The sequence below is a fragment of the Corynebacterium crudilactis genome, assembly GCF_001643015.1.
Classification (GTDB): Bacteria; Actinomycetota; Actinomycetes; order Mycobacteriales; family Mycobacteriaceae; genus Corynebacterium; species Corynebacterium crudilactis.
The window spans coordinates 1,535,792-1,555,705 of record NZ_CP015622.1; the positions used below are offsets into that span (position 1 = coordinate 1,535,792).

Sequence of the window (19,914 nt, forward strand, 5' to 3'; positions counted from 1 at the left end):
ACTACACCACTTCTTTTTGCACAGCACGCAATAACGCAATGACATCATCGATGACATCTTGAGGGTGTACAACAACTGCTTCTGGCGCATGTGAGGCTGCCGTGCGCACCAGCCAATCGCGATCTACATCTTCTAAAAACCACGTATCTCGTTCAGGAGTTTTGACCCCTGCGGCGCGCAGTTCCACTGCGCGGCCGGGTGTGATGTGCAGGGTGGCGTCGATAAGCACACTCTTTTTACGCAGTTGTGCCCGCACCATATCTTGGAGGTTTAGGCCATCTGGCATAGGGTTTTGAGCTTTTGCCTCGAGGGTGATGTCAGAAATACGCGTGCTGCGGAATGTGCGCGGTGCGTTGCGGTCGCGGTCGAAGCCGACAAGATAAATGCGGTCTCTTTCTGGGACAAGCCCCCAGGGATCCATGCGGCGAGTTGTCGGTGGTGCGGTGCGAGACCCTTGATAGTGGAAACTAATGCTTCTACCAGTGTGTCGAGCTTTAATAATCGCATCTAGCGTTTTCGCAGAGAGCGATCCTAAATCTCCTGCGTTGGTAATCGCCGTGGATGTGGTGAGATCACGGTGTGCACCGCCTGCAGCCAATTTCGTCCACCCAGAACGCGCGAACGCACCAAGTTCTTGATTCTGGCCCATCTCACCTGCCATCCCCAACACGGCGGCTTCCTCAGCTGTGAACTCCACTGAGGGAAGCTCATAAGAATCCTCACTTAGCCGATATGCCTGCTGGCCTTCAGCAATGCCGGATTCAATGGTGAATTGCTCAATGGGCACACCGACGCGACGTAAATAAGCGAAATCTCGCTGCAGTTTTCGCCGAAAAGCAATATCGGAGAGACCTTTATAATCGCCCACATTGTCACGAATCCACGCCTGGGTGAGAAATTTTCGTGAGTAGGATGTGGCACTTAAAAACGCAAAAGTCAGGTTGATCTGGCGTTCTAGATCTTCCTTCCGATCCGACATGAAGGCCTCCGAAGTAAGCGCGGACTAACTGCGATAGCTCTCCGCATGGGTGGTCATATACTCAATTAACTGATCGACCTCGGAATTATCTACGGCAAAGGGATCGCCCAATTCCACAGATTGCGGCTCTGGACGATTAACTTTGTGACGCATCCAATCAACAGTTACTGGTGCTCCCAGCTTATCGGCCGTCTGAAGAATCCGCCCGCGCAAATGCGCTCTTGTGGTATTTGGAGCTGTGTCTACAGCGGCATTAATTGCTTCATCTGTAGTCCAGCGTTTAATCATGCCACGATTTTGCAGCACGCTGAATAGGCCTCTGCCTGGGCGGATATCGTGATAGGTCAGATCGATCTGTGCGAGTTTGGCATCTTCGAGGCTAAGACCTCCACGCTGGATAAAACGATCAATGAGCTTTTTCTTAATAACCCAATCAATCTCAGTATCTACGCTGCTGAAATCTCCGGACTCAATTGCTTTGAGCATGCGCCCCCACAGATCAAGCACGCGCGCCATCTCTGCATTTGAGGTGCCAGAAAATTCAGGCTCGCGGCGGTGCTCAATCCACCGAGAAGCATAATCAAACATCAATTGCTGGATCTGCAATGCGGTCATGGTCGTGCCATCTTTCAATGAAAGCACGGTGGACCCAGTGGCATCGCGGGAAATTTCCCTAATCGATGCAATATCGTTGGTGAGCTCTACATCCGGCAGGCCGAAATCAGCTTCGATCATTTCCAAGATCAACAAGGTGGAGCCTACTTTAAGAGCAATGCTGGGCTCGGCCATATTTGCATCGCCGACGATCACATGGAGCCTGCGATAAGAATGGGAATCCGCATGAGGCTCATCACGGGTGTTGATAATAGGCCGTGATCTAGTTGTGGCACTTGATACGCCTTCCCAGACGTGATCAGAGCGCTGCGAAATGCAGTAGCCCACTGGGAATGATTCACCCTTATCTGCAGGGTTGGGGTGATGGATTCTGCCGGCACCGCAAATAAGCTGACGAGTAATCAGAAATGGCATGAGGCGTTTGCCCAATGCCTTTAACGGCATCGAGCGGCCAACAAGGTAGTTTTCGTGGCAGCCATAAGAGTTGCCCACGGAATCAACATTGTTTTTAAACAGATACACCTGGCCGTCAATACCATCCTTGGCCAGTGCCTCTTCGGCAGCTACAGCCATGCGATCTGCAATAACATCACCAGCTTTTTCATAATTGATCAGCTGGGTGAGGCTATCGCATTCTGCGGTGGCATATTCGGGGTGGGAACCCACATCTAAATACAGGCGTGAACCATTGGGAATGAAAATATTAGAACTGGAATACTTCTCCACGATGGGACGAAACATTACTCGAGCTATCTCATCAGGACGAAGCTTTCTGGACTCACCATCAGTGCAGGTGATGCCGTATTCCGTCTCAATTCCCATGATTCGGCGCGTTAATGCGGATTCCACAGCACTCACAGGGACTACTCTCCACCCTTTTGCACATAGGAGCGAACGAATTCTTCGGCGTTGTTTTCCAATAGGCCATCAATTTCATCCAGGAGGCTATCTACACCTTCGGTGTTGATCTGAACTTGTCCAGAGGCCTGGGTGGATTCCTCGGCGTTATCATCGTCGCGCCCACCGCCAGCGGTGATTTGGGTTTGCTTCGCGCTCAAAATACTCACTCTCCTGCCATAAAGCGGTGTGCTTTAGCGTTACACCTTGTGATGCCTCCGTGAAGGGGCACTGCTGCCACACACCTTGTAACTAACTACTACTTAACGTTAATCCATCACACGTTAGCGTGGTTACATGGGTAGTTTTAAGGGGTTCCACTCACCCCTGAGGGAATTCTAGGGATCTCCCCTAACTCCTACCCTAGCTACCGCCGACTGAGATCAGTGAGTTTTGTTAGTGCTGCGTTTTCTAAACCCTTCACAAGCTCATCGATGGAGAAAGAATTATCCACCAGCGCGCCTACCTCTGCCTGTGTTAAAGAATCCAACCCTTGGGTGTGTACGCGATATTCTCGCGCCGTGGAGGTTCTCACAATAAGGGACTCCCAGTTGGCCGCACTCACGCAGTCACCAAATTTATCCATCACACGCCCTCGGAAAAATGCGCGCGAATCACTCGGTGGTGTTGCTGCTGCGTGAGCGATCTCTTCAGCAGTGCATAAAACGTTCATGCGATTTTTAGATACCAACGCGTGATAAAGACTCTTCTTCGGGTCGATATCGCTGTATTGAAGATCAATCAGCATCATCTTTGGATCTGTGATGGCTAGCCCACGGGATTCAAAAGAACGAATAAGAGCAAGCTTTGCGCTCCAATCAAGCAGGTGGCTTGTCGATAGCGGATCAGCCTCTAAGAGATCCACCACTTCTGCCCACAGTGCCACAACGCGCTGATCAATAGCGGATTCCACAAAAGGTAGCACCTGCTGAAGGTAGCGCCTCAAGATCTCGATGGCAGTGAGTTTTTCCCCATGAGCCAAAGTGAGTTGATGGGTCAGCGTCAGATCATGGGAAACTCTTGTCACTTCACGCACGGAATTTTTCAGCTTGAGCTCGGAAAAATCCACACCTGCTTCAATAGCATCAAGCACCAAAGAAGTCATGCCGAATTTGAGGAAATTCGCAGTCTGCGACATATTTGCATCGCCGATAATCACGTGGAGACGTCCCCAATGATCTGCATCAGTGTGTGGTTCATCGCGGGTGTTGATGATGCCACGGTTCAACGTGGTTTCCAGTGAGATTTCTTGTTCGATATAGTCCGCGCGTTGGCTGATCTGGAAGCCAGGTTTATCTCCCTGCTGTCCTAATCCCACACGCCCTGCGCCGATAATGATTTGCCTGCAGACAAAAAATGGGATGAGCGCCTGGGATAGGACGTCAAAATCAGTGGTGCGAGCATAGCGATAATTCTCATGTGCGCCGTAGCTAGCGCCCTTGCCATCAACGTTGTTTTTGTAAATTTTCAGTGGTGGGCAGGGATCGTGTCCATCAAGAACTGACCTATTTTGGCTACTAAATCCGGCGACATCGGATACTGCCTGCATGAGAATATGATCACCGGCAGCGTCATAGACCATGGCATCCCACGCATTGGTGACCTCTGGTGAGGAATATTCCGGATGTGCATGGTCAACATAGAATCGTGCGCCGTTGGGAACAAAGACATTTGCCACACCAATGGCATGGGGATCTACTACTGGCGCTTGGTGGTAGCGACGCAGATCAAAGCCACGGCTATCGCGCAGTGGTGATTCCTGTGCATAATCCCAGCGCACGCGGTGCTCACCAAAGCCTCTTGCCGTGGAATACGCCACGACAGCATGAGTAGAGGTGACAATGGGGCTCAGGATTGGTGCGGAAGGCGTGGAGATACCGTATTCGGTTTCTGATCCCATAAAACGTGCCATATTAAATAATCACCTCTGCGTGAGTAACCTGCTTGCCTTGACGTCCCGTAATCCGCGACCATTCATCTGGATTTGAGGTGTTGGGAAGGTCTTCGCTCTGTTGGTTTTCATCGTCGATTGCTTGAATAAGCTGTGCGACTGTTAGCCCAACACTGGTGCCGTCGATATGCGCTTTAATGGCGGTCTTTTTAGCGCGATCGACAATATTGGCGATCATCGCACCAGAGACAAAGTCATGGTAGTTCAGTGTTTCCACGGAACCATCAATAAGGGTTAAACGGACATAGGGGCGCGGAGTAAATAGGTGCGCCACGGAAGCATCAATAAGTTCTGCTGCAGGTGCTGCGAGAGGAATAGCATCAGTGATATACCTGGTGAAGATATCGCGAGCGCCTTGTTCATTAGGGCGGTTGATACGAATCTTGATATCCAAACGGCCTGGGCGCAGGATAGCTGGATCAATCAGTTCTTCACGGTTGGTCGCACCCACCACAATGACATTGGACAAATCTTCCACACCATCAAGCTCTGCCAGCAGCTGAGGCACCACGGTAGTTTCCATATCAGAGCTGACACCTGAACCACGGGTGCGGAAAATTGATTCCATCTCATCAAAAAAGATGATCACCGGACGGCCATCGCCAGCAAGTTCTCGGGCGCGTTCAAAAATCACCCGAATTTGACGCTCGGTTTCACCAACGTACTTATTCAGCAGCTCTGGGCCTTTAACATTGATGAAATAGGACGTGCCGGCTTCACCAATACGCGTAGACAAAGAATTGGCCACAGCTTTAGCAATCAACGTTTTTCCGCAACCAGGAGGGCCATACAACAACACGCCTTTAGGAGGATGCAGGTTATACGCGCGGTACATTTCCGGATGTGAAAAGGGCAGCTCAACGGCATCTTGAATCAGTTCAATTTGATCATCCAGGCCACCAATATCGTGATATGAGACATCCGGAGCTTCCTCCAACGCTAATTTGGAGATCTCCGTCTTAGCAATGGCCTCAAAAGCATAGCCCGCTTTGCGGTCTACAAGCAGCGTGTCACCGGGGCGCGGCAGCTTTGCCGTGCGATCCATTAACGGCCCAGCAAGCTTAACGACGCGCTCCTCCCCTGAGCGATCCGATACCAGAGCCCGATCGCGACCGATCATTTCCATCAGCGTGGCTAATTCACCGGTCTGTTCAAAATCGCAGGCTTCCAGAACCTGATTGCCTTCACCCAAACGCACCTGCACTCCCGGCATTAAATCCGCAGCGCACAGCATGGGAGACACAGCAACCCGCATGCGGCGTCCCGCGGCGAAAATCTCTGCAGTGGATCCATCCTTCGATGTTTCCAAAAAAGTTCCATACACAGATGGCGGTTGAGCCATATCTTCCAACTGAGAAAACAGCACAGACAATTTGTCTCTAGAAGATTTCAGCATCTCAGCAAGCTTGGAGTTACGTGATCCAAGATCAGAATTAGTGCGCTTTAGTTGGCGCACCTCATCTGATAACCGGGACAACTCCTCCCGGTTGAAATCATTAAACGAGTGAGATGATGAAGAATCAGTTGGTGAACTCATGCCCACCACTCTAACCCTTCACCTTCACCGCTTAAGTAGTTTTTATCGACGAGCCTTACGCTGTGGACGAGGTGGCTCAACGCCATCAGCTAAACGCCTGGTCAACACCAAAAACGCAGTGTGGGCATTCATGCGGTGTTCCGGACGTGTTGCCAGTCCCTCCACCTTCCAATCGCGCACCAAAGATTCCCATGCACGAGGCTCAGTGAAGCACTTCTGCTCGCGGATGCCTTCCATGACCTTCATCAACTGCGGAACAGTCGCAACATAAGTCATGAACACGCCACCTGGGATCAACAGATCCTTACAGGTCTCTAGCATTTCCCATGGCTCCAACATATCCAAAATGATGCGGTCTACAGGGCCACCCAAATCTTCAACGGTAACTTCTTTTAAATCTCCGAGACGAGGATCCCAGGTAGCAGGACGCTCACCGAAGTACTCCTCCACGTTAGACACCGCATATTCGAGGTGATCTTCACGAATCTCATAAGAGATAACATTGCCCTTTTCACCCACAGCACGCAGCAGCGCCATGGACAGTGCACCAGAACCAGCACCGGCTTCCAGCACGCGAGCTCCAGGGAAGATATCACCCTCCACCAGAATCTGAGCGGAATCCTTAGGGTAAATAACCGCAGCACCACGAGGCATACTCAACACATGATCAACCATGAGGTGACGGAAGCACAGGTAATCAGAACCCATGGTGGAATGCACAACAGTGCCTTCATCCGCACCAATGATGTCATCGTGAGCGATTTGTCCACGGTGTGTGTGATAGCTGGTGCCTGGTTCCAAAATAATGGTGAAGTGGCGTCGCTTCGCGTCAGTAAGCTGCACGCGATCGCCCGCTTGGAACGGACCTGAGTAGGGCATGAGAGCCCTCACTTTCTTAAATAAATGGTCTTGGCTGAACTCGGCGTTAATTTACCAGATAGGCTTCCAAGGCTTGTTCAAACCACAGCAGATCCTTCACTCCCGCCATTTCACGCGCAGAATGCATGGACAACAACGGAATGCCCACATCTACTGAATCAATGCCCAAACGAGTCGCACTAATCGGTCCAATAGTCGATCCACACGGCACATCATTATTCCCCGCAAACACCTGATGCGGCACGCCTGCACTTTGGCACGCGCGAATCCAGATACCAGAGGTCACCGCATCAGAGGTATAACGCTGATTAGCATTAACCTTCAGCACCGGTCCCCGACCAATAATCGGATAATTAGCCGGATCATGCTTTTCTGGATAATTAGGATGAATCGAATGCGCTGCATCAGCAGAGACCATAGATGAGCGGTTAAACATCCGGCGACGCTCATCCTCATCCGCACCCAAAGCACGTGCCGTGCGATTTAACACATCCTCCAACAATGGCCCACCTGCACCAGAGGTGGAATTACTCCCCACTTCTTCATGATCAAAAGCAGCCAAGACCAAAATATCGGAACCGGCATCTTCAGAATGGGACGCAGCAATCAACGCAGTCATTGACGGATGTACACTACTCAAATTATCCAACCGACCAGACGCCAAGAAATCACCATGCGCACCAAAAATCTCCGCATTCTGCGTCGCAACAGTAATCAAATCATGGCTGACAATATCCGCTGGATCCACCCCAGCAGCACCCACAATCACATCCAAAATAGTGACATCAGGCTCCCCAACCGCAAAGATCGGCTGCATATGTCGCTGCGGATTAAGCGTTAATTGAGAATTAACAGTCCGATCCAAATGAATAGCCACATGAGGAATACGCAACACCGGTCCGGTATTAACAAGCTTCACGGACCCGTCGGCAAGCACAATGCGGCCAGCTAGCGCCAGCTCGCGATCCAACCAGCTCGCCAGAATTGGCCCGCCATAGACCTCCACACCCGCTTGCTGCCAACCATGAGAACTAAGATCACCACGCGGCTTGAGCTTAAAACCCGGAGAATCCGTATGAGAACCAATGATCCGGAACCCAGATTCTGGCGATGCATCCTCCGGCACCCACCACGCCACCACAGCGCCCCCACGCACGCTTACATGCCCACCAGGACGCGCATCCCACTCATCAGTATCCTCCTGACGAATAAAGCCCTCACGGATCAGCCTGCGCTCTACTGTCGCAGCTGCGTGATAAGAACTCGGACTCAAGGCAAGGAAACTTAAGAAATCATCGGTTACATGCATAGAACAAGGGTAGCCACAATACGCTTCCCCGCGCAGGCAGTTGCCCGCGACCACCCCAAGAACCGTTAAAGTAGGCACCATCATGAGTAGTTCAATTGACGCCCCGAAGAAAAAGCCCCGCCCCCTAGCGCTCTCACCATCACGCGCCGGGGACTATCAGCAGTGCCCCCTGCTCTACCGTTTCCGTGCTATTGATCGCTTACCCGAACCTAAGACTGTGGCACAGGTCAAAGGCACCTTGGTGCACGCAGTTCTAGAGCATATGCACAAACTTCCCCGCGCAGAGCGCGATTACCCAGCCATGGTGAAACAACTCAAACCAACCTGGGCACAGATGTGTGAAGAAGATAGCGAACTCAAGGACTTAGTTCCCGAAAGTGATCTTTATGATTTCCTGGTGGAATCTCGTAGCCTTCTGCGTGGTTATTTCGAGATGGAAAATCCCCAAGGCTTTGACGCCACGGAATGTGAAATGTACGTAGATACCGTATTGCCCAACGGTGTTCCTGTACGTGGCTTTATTGACCGTGTTGATACAGCGCCTTCTGGCCAAATCCGAGTTGTAGATTATAAAACTGGCAAGAAGCCAAAGCCACAATGGAGCCAGCAGGCTCAATTCCAAATGCTTTTTTATGCCTTGGTCTATTGGCGGATATTTAATGAAATCCCGGCACAATTGCGGCTGATGTACCTCAAAGTCAATGACTCAATGTTCTTGACACCATCACCGGAGCAACTGGAATTCTTCGAACGTGATCTCGGAGAACTGTGGACAAAAATCGAAATGGATGGCAAGGCTGGCCATTTTCGAACAAAAACATCTAAATTATGCGGTTGGTGCCCACACCAAGCTTTGTGCCCAGAATTTGGTGGAGTGCCACCGCAGTACCCTGGCTGGCCTGGCAGTACAGCAGACTAACCTAGTCAGAAGTCAACCTAAAGATTGATATTTTAATGATAGTCGAAGCGACTAGGGAAAATGCTGGTTAGGGACGCTTTACCTGTGTTGCGTGGGAATCAAACAGGGATATCATTTGTAAGAAGAACCTCTCCAAACCATTCTTTTTATAAGTTTTATCCATATTAGAAACTGATCCCACCATCCAGGGATCTTAAGATCCGCGAAAGGAGTGTTCGTGGTAGCTCCGCAGTCCCGGAAACCGCAGCACCCTGGTGAAATTTTAAGTGAAAGATTCCTCGCACCCCGCGGAATCAGCCACTATGATCTAGCCAAAACTCTTCATATCGCCGAAGCAACCATCAGTAATTTCGTTGGAGGTCGCTCTGACCTCACCGTTGGCCTCGCAGTTCGCCTCTCCCGTGCATTTGATCTCAGCACGCAGGAATGGATTGCCTTGCAAAGAATGTTTGATCATTCACACCGTCAATCTGCATAAATTAAAAATACCCGCGTCTCCAGGTTAAGTATCTGCGGACGCGGGTATTTCCATCACAACTAGTGTTGGGCTCGTCTACTCAACACCACAAGATAAAACACGCTAGCCAGTACAATCACTGCAGCAAGAGCTCCGAACATAACGCTGTAACCAGTAGCAGCAACCAGTGTGCCCAACAGGATTGGACCAAGACCAACTCCAATATCCGTAAAGAGGAAAAGCGTGGAGATTCCGGAACCCACCTGATTACTTGGAACTGAACTCACCGCAATTGCCTGAGCCGCCGGCATAATTGTTCCGTAACCCAACCCTGTAAGCGCACCAGCGACAACAACATGCCAATCTTCGGTAGCCAAAGACATGAGCACCAAAGCCAAAGCAAAGCTAATCAAGCCGAAATAAATAACTGGATTATCGCCATGCTTATCTTGAATACGTCCAAGGAAAAAGCGCATGACCAGCATGGCAACCGCATAGGCAATGAAGAATAAACCTGCGCCAGCAGTAAGTTCATTCTCCTGCGCAAATCCATTAAGGAAAGTAATCACACCTGCATATGCAAGACCAATAGCTAGCATGAACAAACCAATTAGCGCGACGGCCGGGTGTACAACAGTCTTAATAGACCAAGTAGCTTTCATGCGTCCCTGCTCAGCAATTTTAATGAACTCAGGTTTGCGAATGAATAGAGTCAAAACTAAACCGACAAGGTTTGTGCCGACAGTGATCCAAAAGAGCATGTTGTACGTGAAATCTTCAATAACGAACAACGCAATCGCAGGACCAAAAGCTGTGGCCAAAGTAGAGCCGAGTGCGAAATAGCCAGTACCCTCTGCCCTACGCTCTGCTGGAATAACTGACTGCACCAAAGCCATCACTGCAGTAGAAGCCAAGGAATAAGAAAAACCGTGGACTAAACGAACTGCAATGAGAGCTGGCATGGATGCTGCCGGAATATAAAACAGTGATGCGATTGTGCCTAAAGCAACGAAAATCAGAAGGATTTTCTTCTTTCCAAAACGATCCGCTGCCCAACCTGCAAAAATTCGCGCCACGGTTGCGCCAATAACAAAAGCACTAGCTGCAAAACCGCCGGCAGTCTCGGAGACTGCAAAGCTTTCCATCGCATATAGCGCCATTACAGTGATGAGGAAATAAAAGCCCAAGTACTGCGTGAGGTTAACCAGCCAACCCAAAATAAATGCCGGAGTGAACAAAGCAGTCGGTTGCGATGAGTGGGCTTTGATATCCGTTCGTGCTGTTACTGCCACGTAATCCTCCTATTTGATTGAATGGCTGAATAACTTAAAATTCAAAAATTTAAAACATTCTTTAAGTATTATCCTATTGCATTATACAAATCTGCAGGTTAAAGGACAATCATTGTCTTGAAAGACCCATTCAAAAACAAAATTGATTCAAGTCACATATAAAGCACATTATTTTTGGTGGCTGCTCCCCAGTTAGAATCAGGGCTGTGTATCGACCTAAATGTGGTGTCTTCAAGCGTGCTTAGTCGGTATTACGGCGTAGCAGAGCCAAGACCAGACCAGGCAACCAAAGAGCCGCTGAAAAACTAAGTTCTTGGTCGCGCTGTCCGGAAGCTCGGTTTAGGTACCAAACAGGGCAACCAAGATTCCTGATTTCGCTTGAGCTTTGGTCACCCAGTCTGGTTTCGTTCTGACTAGCGACAAATCTTCCCCAAAGCCATGAAAAAGCGCCCTCCCAGAATCGCTGCTAAGCGCCTTTGAGGTTCACACTGATACAAATACTCATTAAGAAAACCTCACGGCTTTAAACGAGCGTCTAATCCAAAATTGCTTCAAAAAAGCGGGGTGAAGGAATTATTCCTTCACCCCGCTTTTTTACAGATCCATATTATGCGTCCAAGTAGAGCCTTCCACGGAAAATTGGGTGCATGAGGTTTTCCTTAGACAACACAGTGTCCAAGGTCTTCTCATCCATCAGATTCTTTTCCAAGATGAGTTCACGAACGGATCGGCCAGTTTCGGCTGCTTCTTTACCGATCTGGTCTCCGATATCGTGGCCCAAGAATGGGTTGAGGTAAGTGATAATTCCAATAGAGTTATCAACATAGGAGCGGCATACTTCTGCGTTAGCAGTAATGCCCACAACACACTTTTCACGAAGTGTCTTTGCCGCATTGCCGAGGATGCGCAGGGACTGGAACAGTGATTCACCGATCACTGGTTCCATAACGTTGAGCTGCAGCTGCCCAGCCTCTGCTGCCATGGTGACAGTGAGATCATTGCCAAAGACCTTGAAGCAGACTTGGTTAACTACTTCAGGGATTACTGGGTTAACCTTCGCTGGCATGATTGAAGAACCTGCCTGACGTGGTGGCAGATTAATCTCATTGAGGCCAGCTCGAGGTCCGGAAGATAGCAGGCGGAGATCGTTGGAGATCTTGGACAGCTTCATCGCTGCACGCTTAATAGCTGAGTGCGCATGAACATAAGCACCAGTGTCTGAAGTAGCTTCAATGAGATCTCGAGCAGATTTCATTTCTAAGCCAGTGACTTCAGACAGTGCTGCTGTGACCTGGTGGCGGTATCCAGCAGGTGTATTCACGCCAGTACCAATTGCCGTTGCGCCAAGGTTTACCTCGAGCAAACGGTTAGCAGCTTCACGGAGCACTGATTGCTCTTCAGCAAGGTTATGTGCGAATGCCTGGAATTCTTCTCCAAGGCTCATTGGTACAGCATCTTGCAGCTGAGTACGCCCCATCTTGATGATGTCGATGAATTCATTGCCCTTTTCGCGGAATGCGACCTGCAATTGATCGATTTCTGCGATGAGAGTTTGCAGCCCTGCATAAATTCCCAGGCGGAATCCTGTTGGGTAGGCATCATTGGTGGACTGGGACATATTGACATCATCCATTGGATGCAAGATGTCATATTCACCCTTATCGTGGCCCAAATATTCCAAAGCCAAGTTGGCAACTACCTCATTAGTATTCATATTAAGTGAGGTCCCTGCACCTCCCTGGAACACATCAATGGGGAATTGATCCATGCAGCGACCTTCAACCAGAATCTGATCACATGCCCACACGATTGCTTCAGCTTTTTGAGCAGGCAAGGTGTGGAGACGGCGGTTGGCTAGTGCAGCGGCTTTTTTCACCTGAACCATGCCACGAATGAAATCTGGAACATGGTTGATGGTGGTGCGTGAAATCTGGAAGTTGTCTACGGCGCGAAGGGTGTGCACACCGTAATATGCATGGGAGGGAACTTCGAGCTCACCCAAGAGATCCGATTCAATACGGAACTTCTTGTTCGTCGTGATTTTTGCATCAATCTTGGCGCCAGATTCAGCAGCGGCATCCACAGACGGTGTCTTATCCTTGGCGATCTGGTTCTCGCCTTTCACGTCCTCTGCTGCTTTTGAATCATTTTTGACTTCCGCAGAAGACTTATTGCTCGTCCTAGACATGTACTGCCTCTCACAAGTTGAAGAAAATCCGATGGTGCTCTGGACAATCTTACGTACTTGTGAGAGGCAGTGTGGCGCTTCTAGCTATATTTCGGGGGTAATGGAAAAACTAAATGCGTGCGATGCGGATTTCAGAAGCCAAAATAGCTTCTGCACCAATGCCAGCGAGCTTATCCATGATGGAGTTTGCAGAGCGACGTGGAACCATGGCGCGCACTGCAACCCAGTTATCACGAGCAAGTGGTGACACAGTAGGACCAGATAGACCTGGGGTGACTTCAGTAGCAGCCTCCAAGTTATCGCGATCAACATTGTAATCAAGCATGAGGAAGTTCTGAGCATGCAAAATACCCTGGATACGACGCAAAAGGATTTGCTGTTCTGGAGTGACCTTCTCATCCTTGCGGCCAACGATGACAGCTTCAGAGGTGCAAAGTACTTCACCGAATGGAGCAAGCCCCTGCTGGCGCAAAGTGCGACCAGTGGAGACAACGTCAGCGATAGCGTCTGCAACGCCAAGCTTGATGGATACCTCTACTGCGCCATCGAGGCGAAGCACCTCAGCGGAAAGGCCACGTGCAGCGAGATCATCGCGCACAAGGTTTGGATAAGAGGTTGCAATGCGCTTACCATCGAGCTTTTCAATGCTCCACTCCTCATCAGCTGGACCAGCATAACGGAAGGTAGAGGAACCAAAGCCGAGGGAAAGTACTTCATGGACATCAGCTTGGGAGTCACGAGCCAAATCGCGGCCGGTGATACCCAAATCAAGCTGTCCACCAGCTACGTAGATGGCGATGTCTTTAGGACGAAGAAAGAAAAATTCAACGTTGTTTGCTTCATCCAAAACGTTAAGAGACTTGGAGTCACCGCGGCCAGCGTAACCAGCTTCAGCGAGGATTTCCATAGCGCGCTCAGAAAGTGAGCCTTTATTTGGAACTGCGATTTTCAACATGATTGCTTTAAAACTCCTACAGGTTCTTGTAGATATCTTCAGGCTTCAGGCCACGAGCAACCATGATGACTTGAGTCCAATAAATGAGCTGGGAGATTTCTCCAGCTAGCTCTTCATCGGTTTCATACTCGGCTGCGATCCAGACCTCTCCGGCTTCTTCGATGACCTTCTTGCCCAGATGATGGATGCCCTTGTCTAGGGCGTCCACGGTTCCAGATCCTTCAGGGCGGGTCTGAGCACGGTTAAGAAGTTCTTCATACAGCGAGTCAAATGTCTTCACTCGGTACATTCTTCCACACAACAGTTATGAATGTGTGTTTGGGGAGGTAATAGTTGAATAATTTCACTCCCCCTACCTGCTTCTATTTTACGATCCCCGCTGGTGCGATCTCTTCGTACCACCGTGTGACCATTTCTGCGGAGACTCCGTCAAAAGTATTTGCGCCATGAAGAGAGCGTAAAGACACGACTCCTTCGGGAGCCTCTACTTCTTCTGGGTGCAAACCAATGACACGGCAACCTGCAGTAACTGCGCCGACCATGCCGTTGTAGGAATCTTCAAAAACAAGACATTCAGATGGATCAAGGCCTACGCGACGTGCGGCTTCAAGGTACATATCCGGAGCAGGCTTAGGAGAAGGAACTTCATCTCCTGCGATTGAGCCAATAAAGAATTCATTACCCACTGCTGCAACAGAACGGGTAGCAAGATCACGCTCAGTGTTCGTGGTAACCAGCATTGGGATATTTAGTGCTTTAAGTTCTGTGAGCAGTTCCGTTACGCCTGGATTCGGCACGAGGGATTCGTCGAAAAGCTCATGAACCCGGGCAAACATGCCTGCCCGGTAGCGCGCATAATCCGCGTCGCTCAATGTAATACCTGCGTGCTCTGCGCATAGACGCATCGTGCGCGGCAGGCTCGAACCAACGGTGAGCTCCCGGAGCTCCGGGGTGAGACGGCGTCCCATGGCTTCACTGAGCTCGTAGGTAGCAATGCCCCACTGCGGCTCAGAATCCACCATTGTGCCGTCCATGTCCCAGAAAATTGCCTTAATCATGCCGTCAACCTTAGCTAAACCGGCGTGATCTGCAATGGCAGGGCAAGTTTTCTCTGAAAAAGTGCTAGACGTTAAAGTACTTCGCCTCTGGATGATAAAGCACAAAAGCATCAGTCGACTGCTCTGGGTGCAGCTGTAGCTCTTCCGACAACTCAACTCCGATGCGCTCAGGCTCGAGCAATTCCACCAGCTTCACACGATCTTCCAGATTCGGACATGAGCCATAACCGAAGGAGAAACGCGCGCCACGATAATCAAGATCAAAGAACTTGGACTTATCTTCCGGATCAAAATCTGACACGGAGGCACCATCGTTGAGCTTGAGTTCACTGCGCACTCGGGAGTGCCAGTACTCCGCCAACGCCTCAGTGAGCTGCACACCAATGCCATGAACTTCCAAGTATTCGCGGTATTCATTGGCAGCAAATAGCTCATTGGCGAAATCTGCAATGGGGTTACCCATGGTGACCAATTGGAACGGCATAACATCTACATGGCCGTCCTGGATCGCCTGTTCACGTGGGCGAATGAAGTCTGCGATGCACAAGAAGCGTCCGCGCTGCTGGCGTGGGAAGTTAAAGCGCATACGCTCTGCCGCATGAGGATCTGCGGATTCCAAGATGACCACATCATCACCTTCGGCAACGGCAGGGAAATATCCATACACCAAGGCGACATGGTCCAAAATGCCTTCTGATTTCAGGCGATCCAACCAGTAACGCAAACGTGGACGGCCTTCAGTTTCGACCAATTCCTCGTAGCTTGGCCCGTTGCCACCACGTGCAGATTTTAGACCCCACTGCCCCATGAATAGAGCTCGTTCATCGAGGTTTCCTAAGAACTCAGCCAGTGGGAGGCCCTTGATGATTCGAGTGCCCCAGAATGGAGGCGCTGCAGTTGGAGTGTCAATGGAAACATCGGAGCGCTCAGGAACAACGACAGGTGCAGCATTGGCTTTGCGTTCTGCAGCAATCTTGCGGGAACGCTCATTACGCGCCTTGCGCTCTGCCTTCTTCTTTGCCTGCTCAATGGCTTCTGGCGAGTTCGGATCTAGTCCTTCGCCACGCTTTTCAGCCATGACCTCATCCATGAGCCGCAAGCCTTCGAAAGCATCACGCGCATAATAAACATCGCCCTTGTAGACCTCATTGAGGTCATTTTCTACATAGGTGCGAGTCAGTGCAGCACCACCTAAGATGACTGGGTATTCAGAGGCACCCGCATTATTCATCTCCTGAAGGTTGTCCTTCATCACCACAGTAGATTTCACTAGCAAACCAGACATGCCGATAACATCTGCGTTGTGTTCCTGGGCTGCTTCTAGCATGGCTGATAGTGGCTGCTTGATGCCAAGATTAACCACGTCATAGCCGTTGTTGGACAAGATGATATCCACCAGGTTTTTACCGATATCATGCACATCACCCTTCACCGTAGCAACGACAATCTTGCCTTTGCCTGCAGTTTGTGCAGATCCAGTGGATTCTGCTTCTTCCTCCATGAAAGGCTCCAAATACGCCACTGCAGTTTTCATGGTTTCTGCAGATTGCAACACGAATGGCAGCTGCATTTGGCCAGAACCGAACAGTTCACCAACTGTTTTCATGCCGTTGAGCAGGTCTTCGTTAATGATCGCAATAGGAGATTTCTCCTTCATGCCTGCTTCTAGATCATTTTCGAGACCATTTTTATCGCCATCGATGATGCGCTGCGCTAAACGCTCGAACAGCGGCATGGCAGCTAGTTGTTCTGCACGTGCGTCTTTAGCATCGGCGGCGGACACGCCTTCAAACAGCTGCATGAACTCTTGTAGCGGATCATAATCCTCGGTGCGGCGATCATAAACCATATCGAGAGCAACTTCTCGCTGACGATCATCGATGCGGTTCATTGGCAAAATCTTGGAGCTGTGTGCAATAGCCGAATCCAAACCGGCCTCAATGCACTCATTGAGGAAGACAGAGTTCAACACCTGGCGTGCTGCAGGATTAAGGCCAAAGGAAATATTGGACAGGCCCAATGTCGTGTGGATATCTGGGTAGCGCTTTTTCAGCTCACGGATTGCTTCAATAGTTTCGATACCATCGCGCCTCGTTTCTTCCTGACCGGTAGAAATCGGGAAGGTGAGACAGTCAACCACAATGTCATTGATAGCTAAGCCGTAGCTACCAGTGATATCGGCGATAAGACGTTCGGCGATGCGTACCTTATGTTCTGCAGTACGAGCCTGGCCTTCTTCATCGATGGTCAAGGCCACCACAGCAGCACCATGTTGCTTCACCAATTTCATAATGCGCTGGTATCGCGACTCTGGACCGTCTCCATCTTCAAAGTTGACGGAGTTGACGATGCTTCGGCCACCCAGGTGCTCTAGACCAGTACGGATAACCTCAGGCTCCGTGGAGTCAATCATGATCGGCAATGTAGAGCTGGTGGCAAGCAGTGCTGCAAGCTGTGCCATATCCGCAGTGCCATCGCGACCTACATAATCAATACACAGATCAAGCATGTGGGCGCCATCGCGGGTTTGCTGCTTGGCAATATCCACGCAGGCTTCCCAATCGCCGGACAGCATCGCCTCACGGAAGGCCTTGGAGCCATTGGAGTTGGTGCGCTCACCAATCATGGAAATGCCGGTCTCTTGAGACAACGGCACTGAGGAATAAAGCGATGCTACAGAGTCCTCTTCCTCCACGTTGCGGGAGGCCTGCTTGACTGGACCTGCGGAAATCTTGGTCAGAGCGGATTCTTCTTGTTCCGGGATTCCCACCACGGCATCTCGCACTGCACGAATATGTTCTGGTGTGGTGCCACAGCAGCCACCTACCATGGACAGGCCATATTCGGAGACGAATCCAGCCAGCGCCTGCGCCAAATCCTCAGCCTCCAGTGGGTATTCTGCACCGTTTTTACCCAGCACGGGAAGACCCGCGTTAGGCATCACAGACACAGGAATATCGGCATGCTTGGACAGGTAACGCAGGTGCTCGCTCATCTCATCTGGGCCGGTGGCGCAGTTCAGACCAATCATGTCGATACCCAGTGGCTGCAGCGCTGTCAACGCGGCACCGATCTCAGAACCCATGAGCATTGTTCCGGTGGTCTCTACAGTGACATGGCAAATGATAGGAAGCACAGCGTTGAGTTCTTCCATGGCATCTTGCACGCCATGCACTGCAGCCTTCACCTGCAGGAGATCCTGTGCAGTTTCAATCAAAAACGCATCTCCACCACCGTCAATGATGCCCAGAGCTGCTTCTTTGTAGTGTCCGCGGAGATCAGAATAAGGAGCATGGCCTAGTGACGGAAGCTTGGTGCCTGGTCCGAGTGAACCCACCACGAATCGCTTCATGCCATTTCGGCCTGGCCCCATTTCATCAGCGACTTCCCTCGCCGCTGCAGTGCCCTTATAAGCAAGCTCGCGACAACGGTCAGCGATATCGTAATCCGCCAAGTTGGGAAGATTGCAACCAAAGGTGTTGGTCTCGACAAGATCGGCGCCTGCTTCAAAATATGCGCGGTGGATATCCTTCAAAACATCAGGACGAGTGTGGTTAAGAATTTCATTACACCCCTCCAAATCGAGGAAATCCTTTTCCACATCTAGGTCAAAACCTTGAAGCTGAGTGCCCATGGCGCCATCGCCAATCAACACGTGGTTTGCCAACGCCTCTAAAAACTCTGAGGTACGAGCGTTGTTGTGGGCTGAGGAAGTAACTGAAGTAGACATTGTCTAGACAGCTTAGTACGGAATAGGAAATTACCGCATTTACTTCCTTAATTTTATTTTCTCCAACTACTTAAGACTCGGCTGCATGTTTCTTAAACTGCCTATATCCTTGAAACTTAAATCCGTCCATCTCCCAAAAAGATCGAGGACTAAGCCATGACTGAATCCGCTCCAACACCCAATTCAGGTGGAATGTCACCCGAATCCATTCTTAACGGCACCGGAACATCATGGGATCAATGGTTAAAGATTCTTGACGATACAAAAGCAACAGCATGGAACCATGCTCAAATTGCCAAATATTTACTCGATAACTTTGAGGTCAGTGGCTGGTGGGCTCAAGGCATAGCGATTGGTTATGAGTATGAACGTGGCATGCGCGAACCTGGCATGACTAGTGATGGATTCGCGGCGAACGCCTCCAAAACTCTCAATTTGCCAGTAGAAAAAGTGTGGAAATTCTTTGGTGATGATGAACTGCGCGCCCAATGGCTCGAGCCAGATCTGTTGCTAAAAACCTCAGCTACTGAGCCTAAAACTTTCAATGCCAAGTGGTTGGCTGATGATTCCAGAATCAGCGTAAATTTCACTGCTAAAGGCGAGAATAAATCCAGCTTCGGGATCCAACATCGACGACTGCCAGAACAAGGCCAGATTGCGGTCATGAAAGCATTTTGGAAAGACCGCATTAGCACATTAGTCGAGCTATCTAAGCAACTAGAAGAGTAATAAGTTTCCTCATTCCAAGTTGCGGGTTTATTGAGTGTCTCTTAGCCGATGTGCAAGACAAGGCGGAGCTCAGCAAAAAGATCTGGACGGATGCGATGTCGGACCACTCGCCCTTCAGGTATGCGTTCCAAGAAGCCGGCTTCAGTCATCTTCTTTAAATGATGTGAAATCGTCGGTTGGCTTAACTCCATTAGCTCTGTGAGTTCGTTGACGCTGACTGGCCCGCATCCTCCCGCTGCCAATTGGGACAGGATCCGCAGACGAACTGGTTCGGAAAGCACCTTAAATAGGTCGGCGTACCTCTCTGATTCATCGCTACTTAAAGGTCCTGTGGAGAGCGCGCAGCACTCAGTTAGGTCAGTCAATGCTAGAGGTTGTGCGGTCATACGACCACTATATATTGACGGGCGTCGATATTG

The 19,914-nt window shown here is 50.2% G+C and carries 17 protein-coding genes; 3 read left to right on the plus strand and 14 right to left on the minus strand.

Going from position 1 to position 19,914, the window contains the following annotated elements:
• Position 1: 1 nt before the first annotated feature.
• The 7 genes from ccrud_RS07250 to ccrud_RS07280 all read right to left on the minus strand — a co-directional run bounded on the left by ccrud_RS07250 (position 2) and on the right by ccrud_RS07280 (position 8,167).
• Positions 2 to 979: a helix-turn-helix transcriptional regulator gene (locus ccrud_RS07250; RefSeq protein WP_066565678.1), complete on the minus strand. Its 978-nt coding sequence runs from the start codon at positions 977 to 979 to the stop codon at positions 2 to 4.
• 24 nt (positions 980 to 1,003) lie between these two features.
• Positions 1,004 to 2,416, minus strand: a complete 1,413-nt coding sequence (gene pafA / locus ccrud_RS07255) for a Pup--protein ligase (protein ID WP_245670407.1) — start codon at positions 2,414 to 2,416, stop codon at positions 1,004 to 1,006.
• 41 nt (positions 2,417 to 2,457) lie between these two features.
• Positions 2,458 to 2,652 carry a ubiquitin-like protein Pup gene (locus tag ccrud_RS07260; protein WP_066569689.1) on the minus strand — a complete coding sequence of 65 codons (195 nt, stop codon included), beginning with the start codon at positions 2,650 to 2,652 and terminating at the stop codon, positions 2,458 to 2,460.
• Between the two features lie 206 nt (positions 2,653 to 2,858).
• Positions 2,859 to 4,403: a depupylase/deamidase Dop gene (dop, locus tag ccrud_RS07265; RefSeq protein WP_066565682.1), complete on the minus strand. Its 1,545-nt coding sequence runs from the start codon at positions 4,401 to 4,403 to the stop codon at positions 2,859 to 2,861.
• Position 4,404: 1 nt separating this feature from the next.
• Complete coding sequence (gene arc, locus ccrud_RS07270; RefSeq protein ID WP_211271291.1) at positions 4,405 to 5,988, minus strand: proteasome ATPase; 1,584 nt, start codon at positions 5,986 to 5,988, stop codon at positions 4,405 to 4,407.
• 33 nt (positions 5,989 to 6,021) lie between these two features.
• Positions 6,022 to 6,858 (minus strand): tRNA (adenine-N1)-methyltransferase, encoded by an 837-nt coding sequence (locus tag ccrud_RS07275; RefSeq protein WP_066565684.1) that lies wholly within the window; start codon positions 6,856 to 6,858, stop codon positions 6,022 to 6,024.
• 46 nt (positions 6,859 to 6,904) lie between these two features.
• Positions 6,905 to 8,167 carry a M18 family aminopeptidase gene (locus tag ccrud_RS07280; RefSeq protein ID WP_066565686.1) on the minus strand — a complete coding sequence of 421 codons (1,263 nt, stop codon included), beginning with the start codon at positions 8,165 to 8,167 and terminating at the stop codon, positions 6,905 to 6,907.
• 82 nt (positions 8,168 to 8,249) lie between these two features.
• Between ccrud_RS07280 and ccrud_RS07285 the strand changes: the two genes are divergently transcribed.
• Positions 8,250 to 9,086, plus strand: coding sequence for a RecB family exonuclease (locus ccrud_RS07285; RefSeq protein WP_066565687.1), 837 nt, complete (start codon positions 8,250 to 8,252; stop codon positions 9,084 to 9,086).
• Positions 9,087 to 9,303: 217 nt separating this feature from the next.
• Complete coding sequence (locus ccrud_RS07290; protein ID WP_066565689.1) at positions 9,304 to 9,564, plus strand: HigA family addiction module antitoxin; 261 nt, start codon at positions 9,304 to 9,306, stop codon at positions 9,562 to 9,564.
• A gap of 59 nt (positions 9,565 to 9,623) precedes the next feature.
• Here ccrud_RS07290 and ccrud_RS07295 read toward each other — a convergent pair whose 3' ends face one another.
• From ccrud_RS07295 to metH, 6 genes are all read right to left on the minus strand, one after another.
• Positions 9,624 to 10,835 (minus strand): MFS transporter, encoded by a 1,212-nt coding sequence (locus ccrud_RS07295; RefSeq protein WP_066565691.1) that lies wholly within the window; start codon positions 10,833 to 10,835, stop codon positions 9,624 to 9,626.
• Positions 10,836 to 11,442: 607 nt separating this feature from the next.
• Complete coding sequence (aspA, locus tag ccrud_RS07300) at positions 11,443 to 13,023, minus strand: aspartate ammonia-lyase (protein ID WP_066565695.1); 1,581 nt, start codon at positions 13,021 to 13,023, stop codon at positions 11,443 to 11,445.
• A 109-nt stretch (positions 13,024 to 13,132) separates the two neighbouring features.
• A complete protein-coding gene (gene hisG / locus ccrud_RS07305; protein ID WP_066565696.1) occupies positions 13,133 to 13,978 on the minus strand; it encodes an ATP phosphoribosyltransferase in 846 nt (281 codons plus the stop codon).
• 16 nt (positions 13,979 to 13,994) lie between these two features.
• Positions 13,995 to 14,267 carry a phosphoribosyl-ATP diphosphatase gene (locus ccrud_RS07310; protein WP_211271292.1) on the minus strand — a complete coding sequence of 91 codons (273 nt, stop codon included), beginning with the start codon at positions 14,265 to 14,267 and terminating at the stop codon, positions 13,995 to 13,997.
• A 73-nt stretch (positions 14,268 to 14,340) separates the two neighbouring features.
• The gene (locus ccrud_RS07315; RefSeq protein WP_066565699.1) at positions 14,341 to 15,036 is read right to left on the minus strand and encodes an HAD family hydrolase; all 696 of its coding nucleotides are present in this window, start codon (positions 15,034 to 15,036) and stop codon (positions 14,341 to 14,343) included.
• A gap of 64 nt (positions 15,037 to 15,100) precedes the next feature.
• The gene (gene metH, locus ccrud_RS07320) at positions 15,101 to 18,766 is read right to left on the minus strand and encodes a methionine synthase (protein ID WP_066565701.1); all 3,666 of its coding nucleotides are present in this window, start codon (positions 18,764 to 18,766) and stop codon (positions 15,101 to 15,103) included.
• Between the two features lie 156 nt (positions 18,767 to 18,922).
• Here metH and ccrud_RS07325 point away from each other — a divergent pair, with 156 nt between their 5' ends.
• Complete coding sequence (locus tag ccrud_RS07325; protein WP_066565707.1) at positions 18,923 to 19,495, plus strand: hypothetical protein; 573 nt, start codon at positions 18,923 to 18,925, stop codon at positions 19,493 to 19,495.
• Between the two features lie 41 nt (positions 19,496 to 19,536).
• Here ccrud_RS07325 and ccrud_RS07330 read toward each other — a convergent pair whose 3' ends face one another.
• Positions 19,537 to 19,881, minus strand: a complete 345-nt coding sequence (locus ccrud_RS07330) for an ArsR/SmtB family transcription factor (RefSeq protein ID WP_066565709.1) — start codon at positions 19,879 to 19,881, stop codon at positions 19,537 to 19,539.
• Between the last annotated feature and the right edge of the window lie 33 nt (positions 19,882 to 19,914).

Bases quoted from the DNA above. Each gene is read 5' to 3' on its own strand.
- aspA (WP_066565695.1), bottom strand. From the start codon at position 13,023: ATGTCTAGGACGAGCAATAAGTCTTCTGCGGAAGTCAAAAATGATTCA.
- metH (WP_066565701.1), bottom strand. From the start codon at position 18,766: ATGTCTACTTCAGTTACTTCCTCAGCCCACAACAACGCTCGTACCTCA.
- ccrud_RS07325 (WP_066565707.1), top strand. From the start codon at position 18,923: ATGACTGAATCCGCTCCAACACCCAATTCAGGTGGAATGTCACCCGAA.
- ccrud_RS07315 (WP_066565699.1), bottom strand. From the start codon at position 15,036: ATGATTAAGGCAATTTTCTGGGACATGGACGGCACAATGGTGGATTCT.
- hisG (WP_066565696.1), bottom strand. From the start codon at position 13,978: ATGTTGAAAATCGCAGTTCCAAATAAAGGCTCACTTTCTGAGCGCGCT.
- ccrud_RS07285 (WP_066565687.1), top strand. From the start codon at position 8,250: ATGAGTAGTTCAATTGACGCCCCGAAGAAAAAGCCCCGCCCCCTAGCG.
- ccrud_RS07250 (WP_066565678.1), bottom strand. From the start codon at position 979: ATGTCGGATCGGAAGGAAGATCTAGAACGCCAGATCAACCTGACTTTT.
- ccrud_RS07280 (WP_066565686.1), bottom strand. From the start codon at position 8,167: ATGCATGTAACCGATGATTTCTTAAGTTTCCTTGCCTTGAGTCCGAGT.
- pafA (WP_245670407.1), bottom strand. From the start codon at position 2,416: ATGGGAATTGAGACGGAATACGGCATCACCTGCACTGATGGTGAGTCC.
- dop (WP_066565682.1), bottom strand. From the start codon at position 4,403: ATGGCACGTTTTATGGGATCAGAAACCGAATACGGTATCTCCACGCCT.
- ccrud_RS07330 (WP_066565709.1), bottom strand. From the start codon at position 19,881: ATGACCGCACAACCTCTAGCATTGACTGACCTAACTGAGTGCTGCGCG.
- ccrud_RS07310 (WP_211271292.1), bottom strand. From the start codon at position 14,267: ATGTACCGAGTGAAGACATTTGACTCGCTGTATGAAGAACTTCTTAAC.
- ccrud_RS07275 (WP_066565684.1), bottom strand. From the start codon at position 6,858: ATGCCCTACTCAGGTCCGTTCCAAGCGGGCGATCGCGTGCAGCTTACT.